The organism is Streptomyces sp. NPDC127119 (assembly GCF_042677425.1).
GTDB lineage: Bacteria > Actinomycetota > Actinomycetes > Streptomycetales > Streptomycetaceae > Streptomyces.
Genome location: NZ_JBHXTO010000071.1, coordinates 12441 through 33579, shown reverse-complemented (window position 1 = coordinate 33579; position 21139 = coordinate 12441). Strand labels below are relative to the sequence as shown.

General features: G+C 71.1%; 16 protein-coding genes. 12 read left to right on the top strand and 4 right to left on the bottom strand.

Annotated elements, in window-relative coordinates; all coding sequences use genetic code 11:
- Positions 1 to 131: 131 nt before the first annotated feature.
- The 4 genes from ACFVH5_RS26480 to ACFVH5_RS26465 all read right to left on the bottom strand — a co-directional run bounded on the left by ACFVH5_RS26480 (position 132) and on the right by ACFVH5_RS26465 (position 5769).
- Complete coding sequence (locus ACFVH5_RS26480) at positions 132 to 2630, bottom strand: DUF3488 and DUF4129 domain-containing transglutaminase family protein (protein WP_385836261.1); 2499 nt, start codon at positions 2628 to 2630, stop codon at positions 132 to 134.
- Positions 2627 to 3979: a DUF58 domain-containing protein gene (locus tag ACFVH5_RS26475; protein ID WP_385836260.1), complete on the bottom strand. Its 1353-nt coding sequence runs from the start codon at positions 3977 to 3979 to the stop codon at positions 2627 to 2629. The genes ACFVH5_RS26480 and ACFVH5_RS26475 overlap by 4 nt, the downstream gene beginning before the upstream one ends.
- Positions 3979 to 5016, bottom strand: a complete 1038-nt coding sequence (locus ACFVH5_RS26470) for an AAA family ATPase (protein ID WP_385836259.1) — start codon at positions 5014 to 5016, stop codon at positions 3979 to 3981. Before ACFVH5_RS26470 ends, ACFVH5_RS26475 begins: the two co-directional genes overlap by 1 nt.
- 204 nt (positions 5017 to 5220) lie before the next feature.
- The gene (locus tag ACFVH5_RS26465) at positions 5221 to 5769 is read right to left on the bottom strand and encodes a beta-class carbonic anhydrase (protein ID WP_384809326.1); all 549 of its coding nucleotides are present in this window, start codon (positions 5767 to 5769) and stop codon (positions 5221 to 5223) included.
- 452 nt (positions 5770 to 6221) lie between these two features.
- Between ACFVH5_RS26465 and rsmH the strand changes: the two genes are divergently transcribed.
- The 12 genes from rsmH (at position 6222) to pgeF (ending at position 21133) form a co-directional block, all read left to right on the top strand.
- Entirely contained in the window at positions 6222 to 7178 is a 957-nt protein-coding gene (gene rsmH, locus ACFVH5_RS26460; RefSeq protein WP_385836258.1) for a 16S rRNA (cytosine(1402)-N(4))-methyltransferase RsmH, read from the top strand.
- A gap of 96 nt (positions 7179 to 7274) precedes the next feature.
- A complete protein-coding gene (locus ACFVH5_RS26455; RefSeq protein ID WP_385836257.1) occupies positions 7275 to 7820 on the top strand; it encodes a septum formation initiator family protein in 546 nt (181 codons plus the stop codon).
- A 5-nt stretch (positions 7821 to 7825) separates the two neighbouring features.
- The gene (locus ACFVH5_RS26450) at positions 7826 to 9802 is read left to right on the top strand and encodes a peptidoglycan D,D-transpeptidase FtsI family protein (RefSeq protein WP_385836262.1); all 1977 of its coding nucleotides are present in this window, start codon (positions 7826 to 7828) and stop codon (positions 9800 to 9802) included.
- Between the two features lie 89 nt (positions 9803 to 9891).
- Positions 9892 to 11568, top strand: a complete 1677-nt coding sequence (locus tag ACFVH5_RS26445; RefSeq protein ID WP_385836256.1) for a UDP-N-acetylmuramoyl-L-alanyl-D-glutamate--2,6-diaminopimelate ligase — start codon at positions 9892 to 9894, stop codon at positions 11566 to 11568.
- A 4-nt stretch (positions 11569 to 11572) separates the two neighbouring features.
- Positions 11573 to 12976 carry a UDP-N-acetylmuramoyl-tripeptide--D-alanyl-D-alanine ligase gene (gene murF, locus ACFVH5_RS26440; protein ID WP_385836255.1) on the top strand — a complete coding sequence of 468 codons (1404 nt, stop codon included), beginning with the start codon at positions 11573 to 11575 and terminating at the stop codon, positions 12974 to 12976.
- Positions 12976 to 14046: a phospho-N-acetylmuramoyl-pentapeptide-transferase gene (gene mraY / locus ACFVH5_RS26435; RefSeq protein WP_384809417.1), complete on the top strand. Its 1071-nt coding sequence runs from the start codon at positions 12976 to 12978 to the stop codon at positions 14044 to 14046. Before murF ends, mraY begins: the two co-directional genes overlap by 1 nt.
- Positions 14028 to 15485: a UDP-N-acetylmuramoyl-L-alanine--D-glutamate ligase gene (murD, locus tag ACFVH5_RS26430; RefSeq protein WP_385836254.1), complete on the top strand. Its 1458-nt coding sequence runs from the start codon at positions 14028 to 14030 to the stop codon at positions 15483 to 15485. The genes mraY and murD overlap by 19 nt, the downstream gene beginning before the upstream one ends.
- A 162-nt stretch (positions 15486 to 15647) precedes the next feature.
- A complete protein-coding gene (gene ftsW / locus ACFVH5_RS26425) occupies positions 15648 to 17006 on the top strand; it encodes a putative lipid II flippase FtsW (protein ID WP_385836253.1) in 1359 nt (452 codons plus the stop codon).
- Between the two features lie 6 nt (positions 17007 to 17012).
- Positions 17013 to 18101 carry an undecaprenyldiphospho-muramoylpentapeptide beta-N-acetylglucosaminyltransferase gene (gene murG / locus ACFVH5_RS26420; protein WP_384809312.1) on the top strand — a complete coding sequence of 363 codons (1089 nt, stop codon included), beginning with the start codon at positions 17013 to 17015 and terminating at the stop codon, positions 18099 to 18101.
- Between the two features lie 23 nt (positions 18102 to 18124).
- Positions 18125 to 18928 (top strand): cell division protein FtsQ/DivIB, encoded by an 804-nt coding sequence (locus tag ACFVH5_RS26415; protein ID WP_385836252.1) that lies wholly within the window; start codon positions 18125 to 18127, stop codon positions 18926 to 18928.
- A gap of 274 nt (positions 18929 to 19202) precedes the next feature.
- Positions 19203 to 20399 (top strand): cell division protein FtsZ, encoded by a 1197-nt coding sequence (gene ftsZ, locus ACFVH5_RS26410; RefSeq protein ID WP_384809308.1) that lies wholly within the window; start codon positions 19203 to 19205, stop codon positions 20397 to 20399.
- Positions 20396 to 21133 (top strand): peptidoglycan editing factor PgeF, encoded by a 738-nt coding sequence (pgeF, locus tag ACFVH5_RS26405; protein WP_384809306.1) that lies wholly within the window; start codon positions 20396 to 20398, stop codon positions 21131 to 21133. The genes ftsZ and pgeF overlap by 4 nt, the downstream gene beginning before the upstream one ends.
- Positions 21134 to 21139 lie beyond the last annotated feature (6 nt).

The window sequence follows — 21139 nt, the reverse complement described above, 5'->3', positions numbered from 1 at the left end:
TCAAAACCCCAAAACTCGCGGCCTGCTTTTTTTTTTTAAATCAGACGGGGGGTGGCCCCTACCCCCGACGGGGGGGCCCCCCCCCGCCCCGGGGGCCCCCACCCCCTCTGCGCTGCCTCGGCGGCGGCCGGTCAGCCTCCGCTGCTGCCCTGTCCCGACGGGCGTCGGATCAGGGCCGTCCAGCGGGTCGCCACGCGGTACTTCAGCGCGTGCCACCTCTCGGAGGCCGCCCACACCACCCGGACGGCCGAGCGCGGTGCGAGCAGTGCGCGCAGGCGCGTGCCCTGGCTGGCGGTGGCCCGCAGGCCCTGGGTCATCCGGCGGACGTCGGCGCCCAGTCCGGGGGCCGGCCGGGGGTTCGGCGCGTACAGCACCTGCTCCACCGCGTCGGCGATCCGGTGGACGGAGGCCGCTGCCTCCGGCTCCAGCTGCCCGACGCGGACGATCCGCGCCGCCGCCTTGCGCGGTGTCTGCGAGTCGTCGGGCGGGATACCGAAGTCCCACGCCGTGTCACTGACCTCCCGCCAGGCCTCCAGCGCGACGGCCGCGGTACGGGCGTCGCCCCGGCCGTGCGATTCGAGCCGGACGTCCCGCACTCCGTCGCCACCGGCGTCCCGCCAGGCCGCCGAACCGGAGCCCCCGGTGTCCGATGTGATCCAGTTGTGCGAACCGAGCCGCACCGACCGGGTCCGCATCCGCCACAGCATCGGCAGCAGCGGCAGTGTGCCCACGGCGAGTCCGCCCGCGAGCCAGAGGAGCAGGGACAGCCACCACGGCGGATCGTCGTTCGTCGCGCCGAACGCCGCCTGCGGGGAGTCGCTGGCGCAGGGCTGCTCCAGCTTCTTCTCGGCCGCCGTGCACTCCTCGCTGCCCGAAGGAGCGGCGGAGGGTGCCGTGGACGAGGAACGCGACGGCGCGTCCGGGTCGGGGACAGTCGCGCCGGGCGTGTCCGTGCGGGTGTACTCGGGGACCGAGCCCCGGTTCGGTGTCGGCTCGAAGCGGGTCCAGCCCACGCCCTCGAAGTACAGCTCGGGCCAGGCGTGCGCGTCCCGCAGCCCCACCGACATCGTGCCGTCCGACTTGGGCGAACCGGGTGTGAAGCCCACCGCGACCCGCGCCGGTATGCCCAGCGTGCGGGCCATGGAGGCCATCGCGAAGGAGAAGTGGACGCAGAAGCCCTCCTTGTCCCTGAGGAAGCGGGCTATCGCCTGCGACCCGCTGCCGACCTTCACCTCCGTGTCGTACGTGAAGCCGCCCTCCAGGGCGAACCAGTCCTGCAGCTTCACCGCGCGCTCGTAGTCGTTGGACGAGTCCGCCGTGATCTCCCGTGCCGTCGCGGCCACCACCGGCGGCAGCGAGTTCGGCACCTTGGTGAACTCGCGCTTCAGGACCTCCGGCGCCTCGGGCGCGTTCGCGAGCTGATCCGCGGTCGGCTGCACGATCAGGCTCTTGACCGTGTACTCCTGGCCGCGGGTCGTCTGGCCGTGGTCGCCGACGAGCGTGCGGCCCACGGGCTCGAACCGCCACTTGCCGTTGATGCCGACCTGGCTGGCCGGGTAGGGCAGCGGCAGCCAGTCCTGCGCGTACCAGTCGGCCGCCGAGATCCTCGTCTGCACCTCGGTGCGCTGGACGTCGTCACTGAGACCGGGAGGTGTCGGGAACGACCCCGGCACGTCCTCGACGTGCCGCTTGGCCGGCTTCCACGCCGTGCCGTCGAACTCGTCGAGCGAGACTATGCGCAGATACAGGTTCTGCGTCTCCTCGGAGTTGGTGCGGTAGGACATGACCTCGCGGTCCTCGTCCACGTTCAGGCTGTCGCTGAGCGAGACCAGCGGGTTCACCGCGGAGATCGTGTTGCCCCCGCCGGAACCCCCGGCGACACCCGTGCGAGCGGCGTCCAGCAGCCCGCCGTCGAGCGCGGGCAGGGCGAGCGGAACGACCAGCGCGACACCGAGCGCGACGGCTCCGATCCGCCGTCCCGTCCGGACGGGCGCGGTCGCGCCGCCCGAGGGGTCTCCGCCCGGTGCGCGGGGCCCGCCACCGAAGACACGCCCCCACTGCGAGAGCCGGTCACGGCCCTCGGCGAGCAGCAGCACCAGATATCCGGTGGCCGCCAGCAGGAACCAGATCCATCCGGCGCCGCCGTCCGCGAGGCCCGCGGCGACGGAGTACAGCGCGAGCAGCGGCAGTCCTGCGGGGGCGGCGCTGCGGAACGTCACCGCGAGCGCGTCCACCGCGAGTCCGATCACCACGACCCCGCCGACCATCATCAGACGGATGCCGTCGGAGAGCGGCGCCGGGATCGAGTACCTGCTGACGTCGTCCGCGCCCGCCTGCAGCAGCTCACCGAAGTAACGGAAGACATCGGGGCCGGGCAGCAGCCCGGCGACGGCGTGTTCCCGGGCGAACGACAGCGTCAGCAGCATCAGGGTCACCAGCGCCTGCACCGCGATCGTCAGCGGCCGTGCGAGCGGCACCCGCCGGGCCGCCGCGCCCACCCCGGTCTGCACCGCGACCAGGAACGCCGCCTGGAGGAACCAGGACGCCGGATCGACCAGCGGCAGCAGGGCGCAGGACGCCATCAGGGTCGCCGCCGCGGCGCACAGCGCCAGTCGCGCGCGCCCGCTCATGAGCCACCGCCTCCTGCCGTGCTGCCCGTGGACGCGACCCCGTTGCGCTGTCGGTCCGCCTCCCGCCACAGGTCGGCCAGGCCGACGCCCGGTGGGACGGCCACAGCGGTCCAGCCCGCCTCACGCAGCATCCGAAGCCGCTCCTCGCCCTGTTCGTCGGGGGCGCCCCGCACCCATGCCCCGCTGTCCAGCAGGAAGGCGATCGCCCCGCCGCTGCGCTGGCGCATCTTGGCGAGCACCGACGCCTGTTCCTCGTCCAGGTCGCCGAGGAAGGCCACCAGAAGTCCTTCGTTGCCACCGCGCAGCACTTCGTACGCCCGGGACAGGCCCGTACCGTCAGAGTGGTCGATCACCGCGAGGGTGTCCATCATCAGCCCCGCCGCGTCCGCCGACTCCTGGCTGGCCCCTGCGAACCCGTCGGCGCCCTCGCCGGGCACCGAGGTGCCGGTGTCGGTCAGGAGACGTACGGAAAAGCCCCGTTCGAGCATGTGCACCAGCGTCGACGCGGTGCCCGAGACGGCCCACTCGAAGGCCGAGTCGGGGCCCGCGCCGTCGAAGGCGATGCCCCGGGTGTCGAGGAGCACCGTGCAGCGGGACCGCTGCGGCTGTTCCTCGCGGCGCACCATCAGCTCGCCGTACCGCGCGGTCAGCCGCCAGTGGACCCTGCGCAGGTCGTCGCCGTAGCGGTACCCGCGCGGGATCACGTCGTCCTCGCCCGCCAGCGCGAGCGAGCGCTGCCGCCCGTCGCCGTACCCCTTCGCCTCGCCGGTCAGCCGGACCGGCGGCAGGGGCTCCACGCGCGGGACGACGGTGAGGGTGTCGTACGTCGAGAAGGAGCGGGTCAGCTCGCACATGCCGAAGGGGTCGCTGAGCCGCAGCTGCAACGGGCCCAGCGGGTAGCGCCCGCGCAGGTCCGAACGCACGCGGTACGACACCTCGCGCCGGCCGACCGCCTCGACCCGGTCCAGCACGAACCGGGGCCGCGGCCCCAGCACGTACGGCACCCGGTCCTGGAGCATCAGCAGACCGGTGGGCAGCCGCGAGACGTTGTCCATCCGCAGATGGACACGTGCCTCCGAGCCGGCCGGCACCCGCGCGGGGGAGAGCCGGCGGCTGCCGGCGACCCGGTAGCGCGTGCGGTACAGCACGGCCGTGCAGATCAGCGGCAGGACGGCGAGCAGGAGTCCGACCCGGAGCAGATCGCTCTGCCCCAGGACGTACGCACAGATGGCGGCCGCGATGCCGGCGGCCAGGAACGACCGCCCGCGCGTGGTGAGCCCGGCGAGAGCCGTGCGCATCCCGCCCTGGTCCTCCTCGGCCGGCACCGCGGGCATCCCCCCGCCCGTCATCACAGCCTCCGGGGCGGCTGCTGGCCGAAGGCGGACGTGCCCCGGCCCATCGCCGGGCCGCCCGGCGCCTGGGGCGCCGAGGGCACGGCCGTGCGCTGGAGGATCTCCAGGACGACCTGCTCGGCCGTACGACGGTTCAACTGGGCCTGGGCGGTGGGCAGCAGCCGGTGTGCCAGGACCGCCACGGCCAGCGCCTGCACGTCGTCCGGCAGTGCGTAGTCCCGGCCGCTGAGAGCGGCGGAGGCCTTCGCGGCGCGCAGCAGATGCAGCGTTGCGCGCGGCGAGGCGCCGAGTCTCAGGTCCGGGTGGCTGCGCGTGGCGCCGACCAGGTCGACCGCGTACCGGCGGACCGCGTCGGCGACGTGGACCGTGCGGACCGCGTCGATGAGCTTGAGGATCTCGTGGGCGTGCGCCACCGGCTGGAGGTCGTCCAGCGGGGAGGCCCCGCCGTGGATGTCGAGCATCTGCAGCTCGGCCTCCGCGCTGGGATAGCCGATGGAGACCCGGGCCATGAAACGGTCCCGCTGCGCCTCCGGCAGGGGATAGGTGCCCTCCATCTCGACCGGGTTCTGCGTGGCCACCACCATGAAGGGGCTGGGCAGCTCGTAGGTGTGCCCGTCGATGGTGACCTGGCGCTCCTCCATGGACTCCAGGAGCGCCGACTGGGTCTTGGGCGACGCGCGGTTGATCTCGTCGCCGATCACGATCTGCGCGAAGATCGCCCCCGGTTTGAACTCGAACTCCCTGTTCTGCTGGTCCCAGATGGACACCCCTGTGATGTCCGAGGGCAGCAGGTCGGGCGTGAACTGAATACGTCGCACCGAGCAGTCGATGGACCGCGCCAGTGCCTTGGCCAGCATGGTCTTGCCGACGCCGGGGACATCCTCGATGAGCAGATGTCCCTCGGCGAGCAGCACGGTCAGCGAAAGCCGTACGACCTCAGGCTTGCCCTCGATCACTTCCTCCACCGAACTGCGGACTCTCTCCACAGTGGCGGTCAGATCTGTGAGGCTCGCTCGATCGTCATAGGTCGTCACCCGGCCCTCCTCGGCCCGTTCTTTCTCCGGGCCGACACGCTGCGATGCGAACCGGCCCACCCCGAACACGGACGCCACGCTTGAAAAGTTCCGCGCGACGCCACACACGCATTCTTGTTGCCGTTACCGGTTCGTGTCATCCGCCTGTGGATAACTGGCCGTGATATGTCGGGTCTTGCGCTTTATGGCCGGGTCCAACTGGCGTCAGGTGGGGTCTATCTCACTCAGGAGGCCCGTCTTCACGTCGAACACGAAACCACGTACGTCGTCCGAGTGCAGAAGGAACGGGGAGGTCCGCACGCGCTGCATGGACTGCCGGACGTCCTGTTCGACGTCGCGGAACGCCTCGACCGCCCATGCCGGGCGCTGGCCGACCTCCATCTCCAGGTCGTGGCGGAACTCCTCGGTGAGGGACTCCAGACCGCAGCCGGTGTGATGGATGAGCACGACGCTGCGGGTGCCGAGCGCGCGCTGGCTGATGGTGAGCGAGCGGATCACGTCGTCGGTGACGACGCCGCCCGCGTTGCGGATGGTGTGACAGTCGCCGAGCTCGAGGCCGAGCGCGTCGTGCAGGTCGAGACGGGCGTCCATGCAGGCCACGACCGCGACGCGCAGGACCGGCCGGGCGTCCATGCCCGGGTCGGTGAACGCGGCGGCGTACCGCTCGTTGGCGTCGACGAGGCGGTCCGTGACGGTGCCGGGGCGGGACGTGGCGGCCTCGGGCTCGGTGGGAACGGATGCGGAAGTCGTCATACCTATGACGGTAAGGGGCACGTGCTGTTCGGGCCCGCTGTGGGAGGGGACAAAGAACATCAATGAGCGTTGTTGTGAGGTAACCCACAAGGGTGGACCGAGTGCACCCGTTCGGGTGGAAAACACCAGGTTCTCGCTTGATCGCGGGGGAGAGTCGCGACGCGCAGGCCGGTTCATTGACCGCGAGACACCGTGGACTAAAGTGACGCGAAGCGGGAGGCGAGCTGTCCTCCCTGCTGGACTGCTAAACCCCGGAGGCCCGGCGACATGCCGGGATCTCCTCGCGTGCGCGGCGCGTACGTACGGCTCGGCCTCCTCCCGCTTCCGGTCGGCTGACGCTTCCGGCGCCGGCAGGCCTTCCCTTCGGCAAGCCGAGGGGTGTCTCCCGTGACGACCACGGGCGGGCGGGGACCCGGCGGTGCGTACCGGCCGCGCGGACCTGAGAGGGCCCCTTGAGCCAGAGTCGACATGTCCCGGTGATGCTCCAGCGGTGTCTGGACATGCTGGCCCCCGCACTGGAGGCACCGGGAGCCGTCGTCGTCGACTGCACCCTCGGCCTCGGCGGCCACAGCGAGGCACTGCTCGCCCGCTTCCCCGAGGCCCGTCTGGTCGCCCTCGACCGCGACAAGGAGGCACTGCGCCTCTCCGGGGAACGGCTCGCGCCCTTCGGCGACCGGGCCGACCTGGTGCACGCGGTCTACGACGAACTCCCCGACGTGCTCGACCGCCTGGGCATCGCGGGCGTCCAGGGCGTCCTCTTCGACCTGGGCGTCTCCTCCATGCAGCTCGACGAGGCGGACCGCGGCTTCGCCTACGCCCAGGACGCGCCGCTCGACATGCGCATGGACCAGACGACCGGCATCGGCGCGGCCGAGGTGCTCAACACCTACGCGCCCGGCGAACTCGTACGGATCCTGCGGGCGTACGGCGAGGAGAAGCAGGCCAAGCGGATCGTGTCCGCGGTCGTCCGTGAGCGCGACAAGGAGCCGTTCACCAACAGCGCGCGGCTCGTCGAGCTGATCCGCGACTCCCTGCCGCAGGCGGCCAAGCGCACCGGCGGCAACCCCGCCAAGCGCACGTTCCAGGCGCTGCGCATCGAGGTCAACGGCGAACTCACCGTCCTGGAGAGGGCGATCCCCGCCGCCGTGAAGGCGCTCGCCGTCGGCGGCAGGATCGCCGTGCTGTCGTACCACTCCCTGGAGGACCGGCTGGTGAAGCAGGTGTTCGCGGCGGGCGCCGCCAACACCGCGCCGCCCGGACTGCCGGTCGTCCCCGAGCGCTACCAGCCCCGGCTCAAGCTCCTCACGCGCGGTGCCGAACTCCCCACCGAGGAAGAGGTCGCGGAGAACCGGCGGGCCGCTCCCGCGCGGCTGCGCGGGGCGCAGCGCATCAGGGAGGACGCCGAGTGACGGAAGGGTGCGTGAGTTGGACGACCGAACTCACCGGGCACTGGGGCCGGAAATCCGGACCCACCGGCCAGGAACCCGAACTCACCTGGAGGGTGAGTGAATAAGAAACCCGAACTGAGGGGGAGAGCGGCCCGGCTCGCGCGGCTCTTCCCGACCGGCTCCGGACAGGCCGCCCGTACCCCCTTCGTCCTCCTGGTCGTGCTGCTGCTCGGCGGCGGTCTCATCGGGCTCCTGGTGCTGAACTCCGCCCTCAGCGAGGGATCGTTCCAGCTCGACGACCTCCAGAAGGACACCAAGAGCCTCACCGACGAGGAACAGGCGCTCCAGCGTGACGTGGACGCCTACTCCGCCCCCGACGCCCTCCAGCGCCGCGCCCGCGAACTCGGCATGGTGCCGGGCGGCGACCCGGCCTTCCTCAACCCCGACGGCACCGTCCGCGGTGTCCCCAGCGCGGCCGCCGAGCAGTCGTCCGTGCGCGTGCCCGTGATCCGGCCGCCCGAGGCGCTCGACCCGGAACCGGCCGCGACGTCCCCGGAGCCCACCCCGACGGCCACCGGGACCCCGGCATCCACCGGGGCGCCGGAGCCGGCCACGGAGAGCGCCGCGCAGCCCACGCCGACCTCTACGATTCCCGGCAGGTGACGGAAGTGTCCGACAGGGAACCCCCGCGCCGCAGGGTGCCCGCGCCCGCCCGGTCCTCGAAACCCGGCGGGTCCGCCCGCCCCGCCAAGACCGGCAGCCAGCGCCGCCCCGGACCGGGCGCCCGGCCCGTCCGCCGCCCCGCGTCGCCCCGCACGAAGACGCCGCGCGTCATCCGGCTGGGCAGCCCCCGGCCGCGGCTGCGCCTGGTCAGCCTCGCCCTGGCCCTCGTACTGATCGCCTTCGTCGTACGGCTCCTCCAGGTGCAGGCGGTCGACGCGAGCGAGTACACCGCCAAGGCCGAGAAGAACCGGTACCTCAGCCGTACCCTGGCCGCCGCGCGCGGCGGGATCACCGACCGCAACGGCGTCGACCTGGCGATCAGCGTGGACGCCAACGACATCACCGCCGACCCCACGCTCTTCACCAGGAAGGCGACGAAGACAGGCGACGCCCCCGAGCAGGCCGCCGCCCTGCTCGGCCCGATCCTCGGCAAGGACACCGACGAACTCGCCGACAAGCTCCGGACGGAGAAGACCCGCTACGTAGTGCTCGCCCGCCGTCAGACCCCCCAGGTCTGGACGCAGATCAAGGGCCTGAAGAGCACCCTCGCCGAGAAGGCCGGCGAAGGCGGTCCCGCGAACATCCTGGCGGGCGTCCTCCAGGAACCCAGCAGCAAGCGGGTCTACCCGAACGGTGAACTCGGCGCCGGGATACTGGGCTGGGTCAACGCCGACGGCAATGGCGGCGGCGGTATCGAGCAGCAGCTCAACGGAGACCTGTCCGGCAAGGACGGCGAGATCCGCTACGCCCAGTCCGGCGGTCGGCAGGTCCCGACCGCCGGTTCCACGGAGAAGCCCGCGGTGGCCGGTTCCGAGGTGGAGCTGACGATCGACCGCGACATCCAGTGGGCCGCGCAGCACGCCATCGCCGAGCAGGTCGAGAAGTCCAAGGCGGACCGCGGGTACGTCATAGTGCAGGACAACAGGACCGGCGAGATCCTCGCGATGGCCAACTCGCCCGGCTTCGACCCGAACGACCTGTCCAAGGCCGACGGGGGAGCCCTGCACAACTGGGGCCTGGAGGACGCCTACGAGCCCGGCTCCACCGCCAAGGTGATGTCGATGGCCGCCGTCCTGGAGGAGGGCGCCGCGACCCCCGCCACGCATGTCACCGTGCCCAACCGGCTGCACCGCGGCGACCGGCTCTTCAAGGACGACATCGACCACCCGACCTGGTACCTGACGCTCAACGGCGTCCTCGCCAAGTCCAGCAACATCGGCACCATCCTGGCCACCGGACAGCTCGGCAAGACCCAGGAGGCGGCCAACAAGGTCCTCTACTCGTACCTGCGCAAGTTCGGCATCGGCGGATACACCGGCCTGGACTTCCCCGGCGAGACGAAGGGCATCCTCGCCCCCGCCGACCAGTGGTCGACCTCCCAGCAGTACACGATTCCTTTCGGCCAGGGCGTGTCCGTCAACGCGATGCAGGCGGCCTCGGTCTACTCGACGATCGCCAACGGCGGCGTACGCGTGGAGCCGACACTCGTCCGCGGCACGAAGGGAGCCGACGGGCAGTTCACCCCGGCCGCCGAGGCCAAGAAGACACGAGTCGTCAGCGAGAAGACCGCGAAGACCCTGGCGCACATGCTGGAGTCCGTCGTGGACGACGAGGAGGGCACCGGCGCCAAGGCGCGCATCCCCGGCTACCGCGTGGCGGGCAAGACCGGCACGGCCAACCGTGTGGATCCGGCCACCGGCCGCTACCGCGGCTACACCTCGTCCTTCGCGGGCTTCGCACCCGCCGACAACCCCCGCGTCACCGTGTACTGCGCCATCCAGAACGCCACCAAGGGCAGCTACTTCGGCGGCCAGATCTGCGGACCCGTCTACAAGGAGGTCCTGGAATTCGCGCTGAAGACCCTCCAGGTACCGCCCACCGGGGACAGCGCCGACAGACTTCCCGTCACCTTCACGCCCTGACCGACGCCGGCACGCCTTCGCCGGCCCCCCCCTCGGCACCGCCCGGAACACCCGGTGCACCGCCCGGAACACCGACCAGGAACAAGCTCGTGACAACGATCACTCCCGACCCAGGCAACGACGGCCCGCCGCCCGTTCCGCCACGCCCCTCGCTTCGCTCCGGCGGGGGTGTGCCCGGTACGCTCACCGCCGTGCCACACGCTGATCAGTCCCAAACCACCCAGAAGGGCGTCCCTGTGACATATCCGGGGCCGCCGCGACCGGTTCAGAACCCCGCCACACCCCTCGCGGAGCTCGCCGGTCAGCTGGGTGCGGACCACCCAGAGAGCGCCGCGGTCGACGCCGGGATCACGGGCATCACCCATGACTCCCGCGCCGTCCGCCCGGGCGACGTCTATGCCGCGCTGCCCGGCGCCCGGATGCACGGCGCCGACTTCGTGACGCAGGCCGCCGGCCTCGGCGCCGTCGCCGTGCTGACCGATCCGACGGGAGCCGACCGGGCCCGCGCCACCGGCCTGCCGGTCCTCGTCGTGGACGACCCGCGCGGCTCGATGGGCGAGCTGGCCGCCTCCATCTACGGCCACCCCGGCCGCGACCTGCTGCAGATCGGCATCACCGGCACGTCCGGCAAGACCACCACGGCGTACCTCGTCGAGGGCGGTCTCAAGGGCGTCCGCAGCACAGGGCTGATCGGCACCGTCGAGATGCGCATCGGCGACGAGCGCATCAAGTCGGAGCGCACCACCCCCGAGGCCACCGACCTCCAGGCGCTGTTCGCGGTCATGCGCGAACGCGGCGTCGAGGCGGTCGTCATGGAGGTCTCCAGCCACGCCCTGGTCCTCGGCCGGGTCGACGGATGCGTCTTCGACATCGCGGTCTTCAACAACCTCAGCCCGGAACACATGGAGTTCCACTCGGGCATGGAGGACTACTTCCAGGCCAAGGCGCAGCTGTTCACGCCGGAGCGCAGCAGGCTCGGCGTGGTCAACCTCGACGACGAATACGGCCGCAGGCTCGTCAAGGAGGCCGGCGTCCCCGTGGTGACGTTCTCCGCGGAGGGACACCCCGACGCCGACTGGCGCGCCGAGGACGTCCGGGTCGGTCCGATGGACTCGGTCTTCGTCGCGGTCGGCCCCAAGGACGAGCGGATCACCGCCAGGTCGCCGCTCGCGGGCACCTTCAACGTGGCCAACACGCTCGCCGCGATCGTCGCCCTCGCCGTCGCCGGGATCGACCCGCAGACCGCCGCCGACGGCATCGCCGCCGTACCGGGCGTACCCGGCCGCCTGGAGCGCGTGGACGCCGGACAGCCGTACCTCGCGGTCGTCGACTACGCGCACAAGACGGACGCCGTCGAATCCGTCCTGAAGGCCCTGCGCAAGGTCACCGAGGGCAAATTGCACATCGTCCTCGGCTGCGGCGGCGACCGGGACAAGACCAAGCGGATGCCGATGGGCGCCGCCGCGGTCCGGCTCTCCGACACCGCGACACTGACCTCGGACAACCCCCGTGGCGAGGACCCCCTCGCCATCCTCGCCACGATGCTCGCGGGCGCCGCGGAGGTGCCGGCGCACGAGCGCGGAGAGGTCCAGGTCTTCGAGGACCGGGCCGCCGCGATCGCCGCGGCCGTCGCCCGCGCGCAGCCGGGCGACACCGTGCTGATCGCGGGCAAGGGCCACGAACAGGGCCAGGACATCGCCGGGGTGATCCGTCCCTTCGACGACCGCCAGGTGCTCCGCGCAGCTATCCAGAAGACCCAGGGATGAACTTGTGATCGCCCTCTCTCTCGCCGAGATCGCCTCAGTCGTCGGCGGGCAGACCCACGACATACCGGATACGTCGGTCCAGGTCACCGGACAGGTCGTCAGGGACTCCCGGGAAGCCGGGCCAGGCAGTCTCTTCGTCGCCTTCGCGGGCGAGCGCGTGGACGGCCACGACTTCGCCGCGGCCGTCGTCGAGGCGGGCGCCGTGGCCGTCCTGGCCACCCGGCCCGTCGGGGTGCCCGCCATCGTCGTGGACGACGTCCAGCGGGCGCTGGGTGCCCTCGCGCGCCACGTCGTGGAGCGGCTCGGCGCGACGCTGGTCGCGCTCACCGGCTCCGCGGGCAAGACCAGCACCAAGGACCTGATCGCCCAGGTGCTGCGGACCAAGGCGCCGACGGTCTTCACGCCCGGCTCGCTCAACAACGAGATCGGACTGCCGCTCACCGCGCTCAGCGCCACCGGGGAAACACGTTTCCTCGTCCTGGAGATGGGCGCCCGCGGGATCGGTCACATCCGCTACCTCGCGGATCTGACGCCTCCGAAGATCGGCCTCGTCCTCAACGTCGGCACCGCCCACATCGGCGAGTTCGGCGGCCGTGAGCAGATCGCCGAGGCCAAGGGCGAGTTGGTGGAGGCCCTCCCGGAGGACGGCACCGCCGTCCTGAACGCCGACGACCCCCTCGTACGGGCCATGGCCTCGCGTACGAAAGCACGCGTGCTCCTCTTCGGAGAGTCCGGCGAAGCGGACGTACGGGCCGAGAACGTGCGGCTCAGCGGGAACGGACAGCCCTCGTTCAGCCTTCACACACCCACCGGGTGCAGCGAAGTGACCATGCGCCTGTACGGTGAGCACCACGTGTCGAACGCGCTCGCCGCCGCCGCCGTCGCCCATGAGCTGGGCATGTCCGCAGACGAGATCGCCACCGCGCTCTCCGAGGCGGGCTCCCTCTCCCGTTGGCGGATGGAGGTCACCGAGCGCCCGGACGGCGTGACCATCGTCAACGACGCCTACAACGCGAACCCCGAGTCCATGCGAGCCGCCCTGCGGGCGCTCGCGGCCATGGGCAAGGGGCGGCGGACCTGGGCGGTGCTCGGTCAGATGGCCGAGCTCGGGGACGAGGCGCTCGCCGAGCACGACGCGGTCGGACGGCTCGCCGTCCGGCTCAACGTCAGCAAGCTCGTCGCGGTCGGGGGCAGGGAAGCGTCCTGGCTGCAACTGGGCGCATATAACGAGGGTTCGTGGGGTGAGGAGTCGGTGCACGTGTCCGACGCACAGTCGGCGGTCGACCTGTTGCGCAGTCAGCTGCGCCCGGGAGACGTCGTACTCGTGAAGGCGTCCCGGTCGGTCGGTCTCGAACGGGTCGCGCAGGCGCTCGTCGAGGGCACCGAGGGTGAGGTCGCCGTCCGATGATGAATCAGATCCTGTTCGCGGGAGTCATCGGTCTCTTCCTGACCCTGATCGGTACTCCGTTGCTGATCAAGCTGCTGGCCCGCAAGGGCTACGGCCAGTACATCCGTGACGACGGCCCGCGCGAACACCATGCCAAGCGCGGTACGCCGACCATGGGCGGTATCGCCTTCATCCTGGCCACCCTGCTGGCGTACTTCCTCAGCAAGGTGATCACGGGGAAGCCGCCGACGTTCTCGGGACTGCTGGTGCTCGGCCTGATGACGGGCATGGGCGTGGTCGGCTTCCTGGACGACTACATCAAGATCGTCAAGCGGCGTTCGCTGGGCCTGCGGGCCAAGGCGAAGATGGCCGGCCAGCTGATCGTCGGCATCGGCTTCGCGGTCCTCGCCCTGCAGTTCGCGGACAACCGCAACAACACCCCGGCCTCCACGAGGCTCTCCTTCGTGCAGGACTTCGGCTGGTCCATCGGCCCGGTGCTGTTCGTGGCCTGGGCGCTGTTCATGATCCTCGCGATGTCGAACGGCGTGAACCTGACGGACGGTCTGGACGGCCTCGCCACCGGCGCCGCGACCATGGTGTTCGGCGCCTACACGTTCATCGGCGTCTGGCAGTTCCAGGAGTCCTGCGCCAACGCGCAGACCCTCACCAACCCGGGCGCCTGCTACGAGGTACGAGACCCACTGGACCTCGCGGTCGTCGCCGCCGCCCTCATGGGCTCCTGCTTCGGCTTCCTGTGGTGGAACACCTCGCCCGCCAAGATCTTCATGGGGGACACCGGTTCCCTGGCGCTCGGCGGCGCGCTCGCCGGCCTCGCGATCTGCTCCCGCACGGAGATCCTGGTCGCTCTGCTCGGCGGCCTCTTCGTCCTCATCACCATGTCGGTGGTCATCCAGGTCGGCTCCTTCAAGCTGACCGGCAAACGCGTCTTCCGGATGGCACCGCTGCAGCACCACTTCGAACTCAAGGGGTGGTCCGAAGTCCTTGTGGTGGTCCGCTTCTGGATCATCCAGGGCATGTGCGTCATCGTCGGACTCGGCCTCTTCTACGCGGGATGGGCAGCCAAGAAGTGACCACCGCTTCCGCCTGGCAGGGCATGAACATCACCGTCGCCGGTCTCGGCGTGAGCGGCATCAGCGCCGCCCGCGCCCTGGCCGGCCTCGGCGCGTCGGTCACGGTCGTCGACGGCGGCGACTCCCCGGCGCACCGGGAGCGGGCCGTCCCCCTCGAACAGCAGGGCATCGCGGTACGCCTCGCGGACGCCGACACGCTGCCCGAGGGCACCGACCTGGTGGTCACCTCGCCCGGCTGGAAGCCCGGCAGCCCCCTCTTCCTGGCCGCCGAACAGGCGGGCGTGGACGTCGTGGGCGACGTCGAGATCGCCTGGCGCCTGCGCGGCCACGACGGCCGCAAGGCCGCCCCCTGGCTGGCGGTCACCGGCACCAACGGCAAGACCACCACGACCCGGATGCTCGCCTCGATCCTGGCCGCCGCGGGACTGCGTACGGCCGCGGTGGGCAACATCGGCACGCCGATCGTCGACGTGGTGCTGGGCACCGACGAGGAGTACGCCGACCTCGACGTGCTCGCCGTGGAACTGTCCAGCTACCAGCTGCACTGGGCGCCCTCGCTGCGCGCCCACTCCGCGGCCGTCCTGAACCTCGCACCCGACCACCTCGACTGGCACGGCTCCATGGAGGCGTACGCCGCCGACAAGGGCCGCGTCTACGAGGGCAATCAGGTGGCCTGTGTCTACAACGTGGCCGACAGGGCCACCGAGGACCTGGTGCGCGCTGCGGACGTCGAGGAGGGCTGCCGGGCCGTCGGCTTCACGCTCGGCACCCCAGGGCCCTCCCAACTCGGCGTCGTCGACGGCATCCTGGTCGACCGCGCCTTCGTCGAGGACCGGCACAAGCAGGCCCAGGAACTCGCGGAGATCGCGGACGTCGACCCGCCCGCCCCGCACAACATCGCCAACGCCCTCGCGGCGGCGGCCCTGGCCCGCGCCTTCGGAGTGCCCCCCAAGGCCGTCAGGGACGGTCTGAGGGCCTTCCGGCCCGACGCCCACCGCATCGAGCACGTGGCCGATGTGGACGGCGTCGCCTACGTCGACGACTCCAAGGCCACCAACACGCATGCCGCACAAGCCTCGTTGGCCGCCTACGAGTCGATCGTGTGGATCGCGGGAGGCCTCGCCAAGGGCGCGACCTTCGACGAACTCGTCGTCCGGTCCGCGAAGCGGCTGCGGGGCGTCGTGCTGTTCGGCGCGGACCGGGCCCTCATCCGTGAAGCCCTCGCGCGACACGCGCCCGAGGTACCGGTGGTCGACCTCGACCGGACCGACACTGGTGCGATGCCCGCGGCGGTCCAGGAGGCGGCACGACTCGCCCGCGCCGGCGACACGGTGCTCCTGGCACCGGCCTGCGCTTCCATGGACATGTTCGCCAACTACAACCAGCGCGGTGACATGTTCGCGGAAGCGGTCCGCGAACTCGGCGCCGCGGGCGCCTGACGGCAGGCCCCCGGGCCGGCCCGGGCGCCCGGGATCCTTGGGAGCGACACGTGACGCCATCGTGGTCGGTGGACCGACAGCCCTCTGCCGCCGGCGCCGCGCCGTGCGGCCCCGCCCGCGGTCCCGCACCCGCACGCCCTCCCGTCCCGAGAGGAGCCCGTCGTGCCCACTAGCCGTACAGGGCGCCCTCCCGTCCAGCGGGCCCCCCGGCGGCCCCCGGCCCCCCGCCCGCCGCGAGACAACCCCGTAGGGCGCCTCTACGGCCGCGCACGCCGTGCCTGGGACCGCCCGCTGACCGCGTACTACCTGATCCTCGGCGGCAGCCTGCTGATCACCGTGCTCGGCCTGGTGATGGTGTACTCCGCCTCCCAGATCACCGCGCTCCAGCTGTCGCTGCCGGGAAGCTACTTCTTCCGCAAGCAGTTCCTCGCGGCCGTGCTCGGCGGCCTGCTGCTGCTGGCCGCCTCCCGGATGCCCTCCAAGCTGCACCGGGCGCTCGCGTACCCGATGCTGCTCGGCTCGGTCTTCCTGATGATCCTCGTCCAGGTGCCGGGGATAGGAGTCGCGGTCAACGGCAACCAGAACTGGATCTCGGTCGGCGGGCCCTTCCAGCTCCAGCCCAGCGAGTTCGGCAAGCTCGCCCTCGTCCTGTGGGGGGCCGACCTGCTCGCCCGCAAGCAGGAGAAGCGGCTGCTGACCCAGTGGAAGCACATGCTGGTGCCGTTCGTGCCGGTGGCCTTCATGCTGCTCGGGCTGATCATGCTCGGCGGCGACATGGGCACGGCGATCATCCTCACCGCGATCCTCTTCGGCCTGCTGTGGCTCGCGGGAGCGCCCACCCGGCTCTTCGGCGGCGTCCTCGCCATCGCGCTGACCCTCGGCTTCATCCTCATCAGGACCAGCCCCAACCGCATGGCACGCCTCGCCTGCCTCGGCGCCACTGAACCGGGTCCGGGCGATTCCTGCTGGCAGGCGGTGCACGGCATCTACGCCCTCGCGTCCGGCGGCCTCTTCGGCTCCGGCCTGGGGGCGAGTGTGGAGAAATGGGGTCAACTCCCCGAGGCCCACACCGACTTCATCTTCGCCATCACAGGTGAGGAACTCGGTCTGGCGGGCACTCTGTCGGTACTCGCACTCTTCGCGGCTCTAGGCTATGCGGGTATCCGCGTGGCCGGACGCACGGAGGACCCCTTCGTGAGGTACGCCGCGGGTGGCGTGACCACCTGGATCACGGCTCAGGCCGTGATCAACATCGGTGCGGTGCTCGGTCTGCTGCCGATCGCCGGAGTCCCGCTCCCGCTGTTCTCCTACGGGGGTTCCGCCCTGTTGCCGACCATGTTCGCCATCGGGCTCCTGATCGCCTTCGCGCGTGAGGATCCCGCTGCGCGGACGGCACTCGCGATGCGGCAACCCCGCTTTGGCAGAAAGCGGGCTGCGGTGAGAGGCTCCGCTGTCCGGGGGCCTCGGAAGTGGAACACGATGCGACGGCGTGCCTCGGCGCGTTCGTCCGGAGAGCGGTGAATTTCGGTGCATGTCGTACTCGCCGGTGGGGGGACCGCCGGCCACATCGAGCCCGCGCTCGCCCTCGCGGACGCCCTGCGCAGGCAGGACCCGACCGTGGGAATCACGGCCCTGGGCACGGAGCGCGGACTTGAGACCCGGCTGGTACCGGAACGGGGCTACGAACTCGGGCTGATCCCCGCGGTACCGCTGCCGCGCAAGCCCACCCCCGAGCTGATCACCGTCCCGGGACGGCTGCGCGGCACGATCAAGGCGGCCGAGCAGATCCTGGAACGCACCAAGGCGGACGCGGTCGTCGGCTTCGGCGGCTACGTCGCCCTGCCCGGCTATCTCGCGGCCAAGCGCCTCGGTGTCCCGATCATCGTCCACGAGGCCAACGCCAGGCCGGGACTCGCCAACAAGATCGGTTCCCGGTACGCGGCCCAGGTCGCCGTCTCCACCCCGGACAGCAAACTGCGCAACGCCCGCTACATCGGCATCCCGCTGCGCCGCTCCATCGCCACGCTGGACCGGGCCGCCGTGCGCCCCGAGGCCCGCGCCGCGTTCGGGCTCGACCCCTCCCTGCCGACGCTGCTGGTCTCCGGCGGCTCGCAGGGCGCCCGCCGCCTCAACCAGGTGATCGAGCAGACCGCCCCGTACCTCCAGCAGGCCGGTATCCAGATCCTGCACGCGGTCGGCCCGAAGAACGAACTGCCGCAGGTCCACCAGATGCCCGGGATGCCCCCCTACATCCCGGTACCGTACGTGGACCGGATGGACCTCGCGTACGCCGCGGCCGACATGATGCTCTGCCGCGCGGGTGCGATGACCGTCGCCGAACTCTCCGCCGTCGGGCTCCCCGCCGTCTACGTCCCGCTGCCCATCGGCAACGGCGAACAGCGGCTGAACGCCCAGCCGGTGGTCAAGGCCGGCGGCGGACTGCTGGTCGACGACGCGGAACTGACGCCGCATTGGATCCAGGGCAACGTCCTGCCCGTGCTCGCCGACCCGCACCGGCTGTTCGAGATGTCCCGCGCGGCCTCCGAGTTCGGCCGCAGGGACGCCGACGACCTGCTCGTCGGGATGGTGTACGAGGCGATCGCGTCACGCCGCTAGCGCGTGGCAGAAGGCAGGGGAGCGTGGCCGGACCGACCACCGCCGAACGTGGCGCACGGCAGGACCGACAGGGTCCTGCCTCCGGCCCGCCCCGGCTGCCCCTTCTCAAGAGGCTGAAGCGGCCACCGAGGCCTCGTACGCTCATTGTTGTGATGATCTGTCTGGCCCTGCTCGCCGCGGGCGGGGTCTGGATCCTCTACGGCTCCCAGTGGACGCGCGTGGAGCGGGTATCGGCCACCGGGACGCGGGTCCTGACGGCCGGACAGGTCGTCGAGGCGGCCGACGTCCCGGTCGGATCGCCGTTGATTTCGGTCGACACCGATGAGATCGAGGCGGCACTGCTCCGGAAATTGCCCCGAATTGACTCGGTTGACGTCTTCCGTTCCTGGCCGCATGGAATCGGGCTGAAAGTAACTGAGCGTAGGCCGGTCCTGATTGTCGAAAAGGGCGGAAAGTTTGTCGAAGTGGACGCCAAGGGTGTGCGATATGCCACGGTTTCGCGGGCCCCGCAGGGCGTACCCGTACTGGAATTGACGGCGTCCCACTCGGCGGGCCTGCGCCGCTTCGGCACCGACCGGCTGGTGCGCGAGGCGGTGCTCGTGGCCAGTTCACTTCCGGCCGCGGTCGCCCGTGTCACCCAGGTCGTCAAGGTCCGTTCGTACGACTCCGTCACGCTGGAGTTGAGCGGCGACCGCACCGTCGACTGGGGCAGTGGTGAGAAGGGCCGCGCCAAGGCGCATACGCTCATTGCTCTCATGAAAGCCGCTCCAGGGGCGGGACACTTCGACGTGAGTGTTCCCACCGCCCCTGCGTCATCAGGGAGTTGACGCACATCTGCGCAGGCCAGCACCCTGGTTGGGCAGCGACATGGCTGATCACATAGGGTGAAAAGAAAAACGGGAGGTTCGGCGTGTTCGTTGAACGTGCGCCACTTGTCGACTTAGTGTCCTGTTCGGAAGAGTCCAGGGAACAGGCACACTGGTAACCCTAAACTTCAGCGTTAGGGTTCGGGTCGGCGTTCGGACCGTCCCATTCGGCATCAGTCGTCGGATCGCGACCGTGCGAGGCGACGACACGTAATCGAGGCGAGAGGCCTTCGACGTGGCAGCACCGCAGAACTACCTCGCAGTCATCAAAGTCATCGGTGTCGGCGGCGGTGGTGTCAATGCCATCAACCGGATGATCGAGGTCGGTCTCAAGGGTGTCGAGTTCATCGCCATCAACACGGACGCCCAGGCGCTGTTGATGAGCGACGCCGACGTCAAGCTCGACGTCGGCCGCGAACTCACCCGCGGACTAGGCGCCGGAGCCAACCCGGCCGTCGGCCGCAAGGCCGCGGAGGATCACCGCGAGGAGATCGAGGAGGTCCTCAAGGGGGCCGACATGGTCTTCGTGACAGCCGGCGAGGGCGGCGGCACCGGCACCGGCGGCGCGCCGGTGGTGGCCAACATCGCCCGCTCGCTCGGCGCACTCACCATCGGCGTGGTCACCCGCCCCTTCACCTTCGAGGGCAGGCGCCGCGCCAACCAGGCCGAGGACGGCATCGCGGAACTCCGCGAAGAGGTCGACACCCTCATCGTCATCCCCAACGACCGGCTGCTGTCCATCTCGGACCGCCAGGTCTCGGTCCTCGACGCGTTCAAGTCGGCGGACCAGGTCCTGCTCTCCGGTGTCCAGGGCATCACCGACCTCATCACCACCCCCGGTCTGATCAACCTCGACTTCGCCGACGTCAAGTCCGTGATGTCCGAGGCCGGTTCGGCCCTCATGGGTATCGGCTCGGCCCGCGGCGACGACCGCGCGGTGGCGGCTGCCGAGATGGCGATCTCCTCGCCGCTCCTCGAAGCCTCCATCGACGGAGCCCGGGGCGTACTGCTCTCGATCTCCGGCGGCTCCGACCTCGGTCTGTTCGAGATCAACGAGGCCGCCCAGCTGGTGAGCGAGGCCGCGCACCCCGAGGCCAACATCATCTTCGGCGCGGTCATCGACGACGCGCTCGGCGACGAGGTACGGGTCACCGTCATCGCGGCCGGCTTCGACGGCGGCCAGCCCCCGTCCAAGCGGGACACCGTGCTCGGCTCGTCCTCCGCCAAGCGCGACGAGCCCGTGCCGGCGCGGGCGGGCGACAGCCGCCCGTCCTTCGGCTCGCTCGGCAGCGTCACGCCCAAGGAGGCGCCGGAGCCCGCTCCGGAGCCGGCGAGCAACGAACTGCCGCCCGTCTCCCCGCCGGTCCCGCCGTCGCGGACGTACTCCGACAGCGCGGCGGAAGAGCTGGACGTGCCGGACTTCCTCAAGTGATAGGACGGCGCTCCTCGGTGAGCACCGTGAGCGGCGCGCACTTCGCCTTCACCGACAGGTGGGGCGGGGTGAGCGCCGTTCCGTATGGAGAGCTCAATCTCGGCGGGGCGGTCGGCGACGACCCCGGGTCCGTAGGGACCAACCGTGAACTGGCGGCCAAGTCGCTCGGCCTCGACCCCGCGCGGGTCGTCTGGATGAACCAGGTCCACGGACCCGACGTGGCCGTCGTCGACGAGCCCTGGGGCGAGCGCCCGGTGCCGGAGGTCGACGCCGTCGTCACCGCCCGCCGGGGCCTCGCCCTCGCCGTGCTCACCGCGGACTGCACCCCCGTGCTGCTCGCCGACCCCGTCGCCGGGGTCGTGGCCGCCGCCCACGCGGGACGGCCGGGCATGGTCGCCGGGGTCGTACCCGCCGCGGTCGGTGCCATGGTGGAACTCGGCGCCGAACCGGCCCGGATCGTCGCCCGCACCGGCCCCGCGGTCTGCGGCCGGTGCTACGAGGTGCCGGACGCGATGCGGGCCGAGGTCGCGGCCGTCGAGCCCGCGGCGTACGCCGAGACCACGTGGGGCACTCCGGCGGTCGACGTGACCGCGGGGGTGCACGCGCAGCTGGAGCGGCTCGGGGTGCGCGACCGGGAGCAGTCGCCGGTCTGCACGATCGAGTCGGACGACCATTTCTCGTACCGTCGGGACGGCCTCACCGGCCGGCTCGCGGGCTATGTGTGGCTGGACTGATCGGGA

Coding starts and splice junctions, on each gene's coding strand:
- ACFVH5_RS26480 (WP_385836261.1), bottom strand. CDS start 2,630: ATGAGCGGGCGCGCGCGACTGGCGCTGTGCGCCGCGGCGGCGACCCTG.
- ACFVH5_RS26475 (WP_385836260.1), bottom strand. CDS start 3,979: ATGACGGGCGGGGGGATGCCCGCGGTGCCGGCCGAGGAGGACCAGGGC.
- ACFVH5_RS26465 (WP_384809326.1), bottom strand. CDS start 5,769: ATGACGACTTCCGCATCCGTTCCCACCGAGCCCGAGGCCGCCACGTCC.
- mraY (WP_384809417.1), top strand. CDS start 12,976: ATGAATCAGATCCTGTTCGCGGGAGTCATCGGTCTCTTCCTGACCCTG.
- murD (WP_385836254.1), top strand. CDS start 14,028: ATGGGCAGCCAAGAAGTGACCACCGCTTCCGCCTGGCAGGGCATGAAC.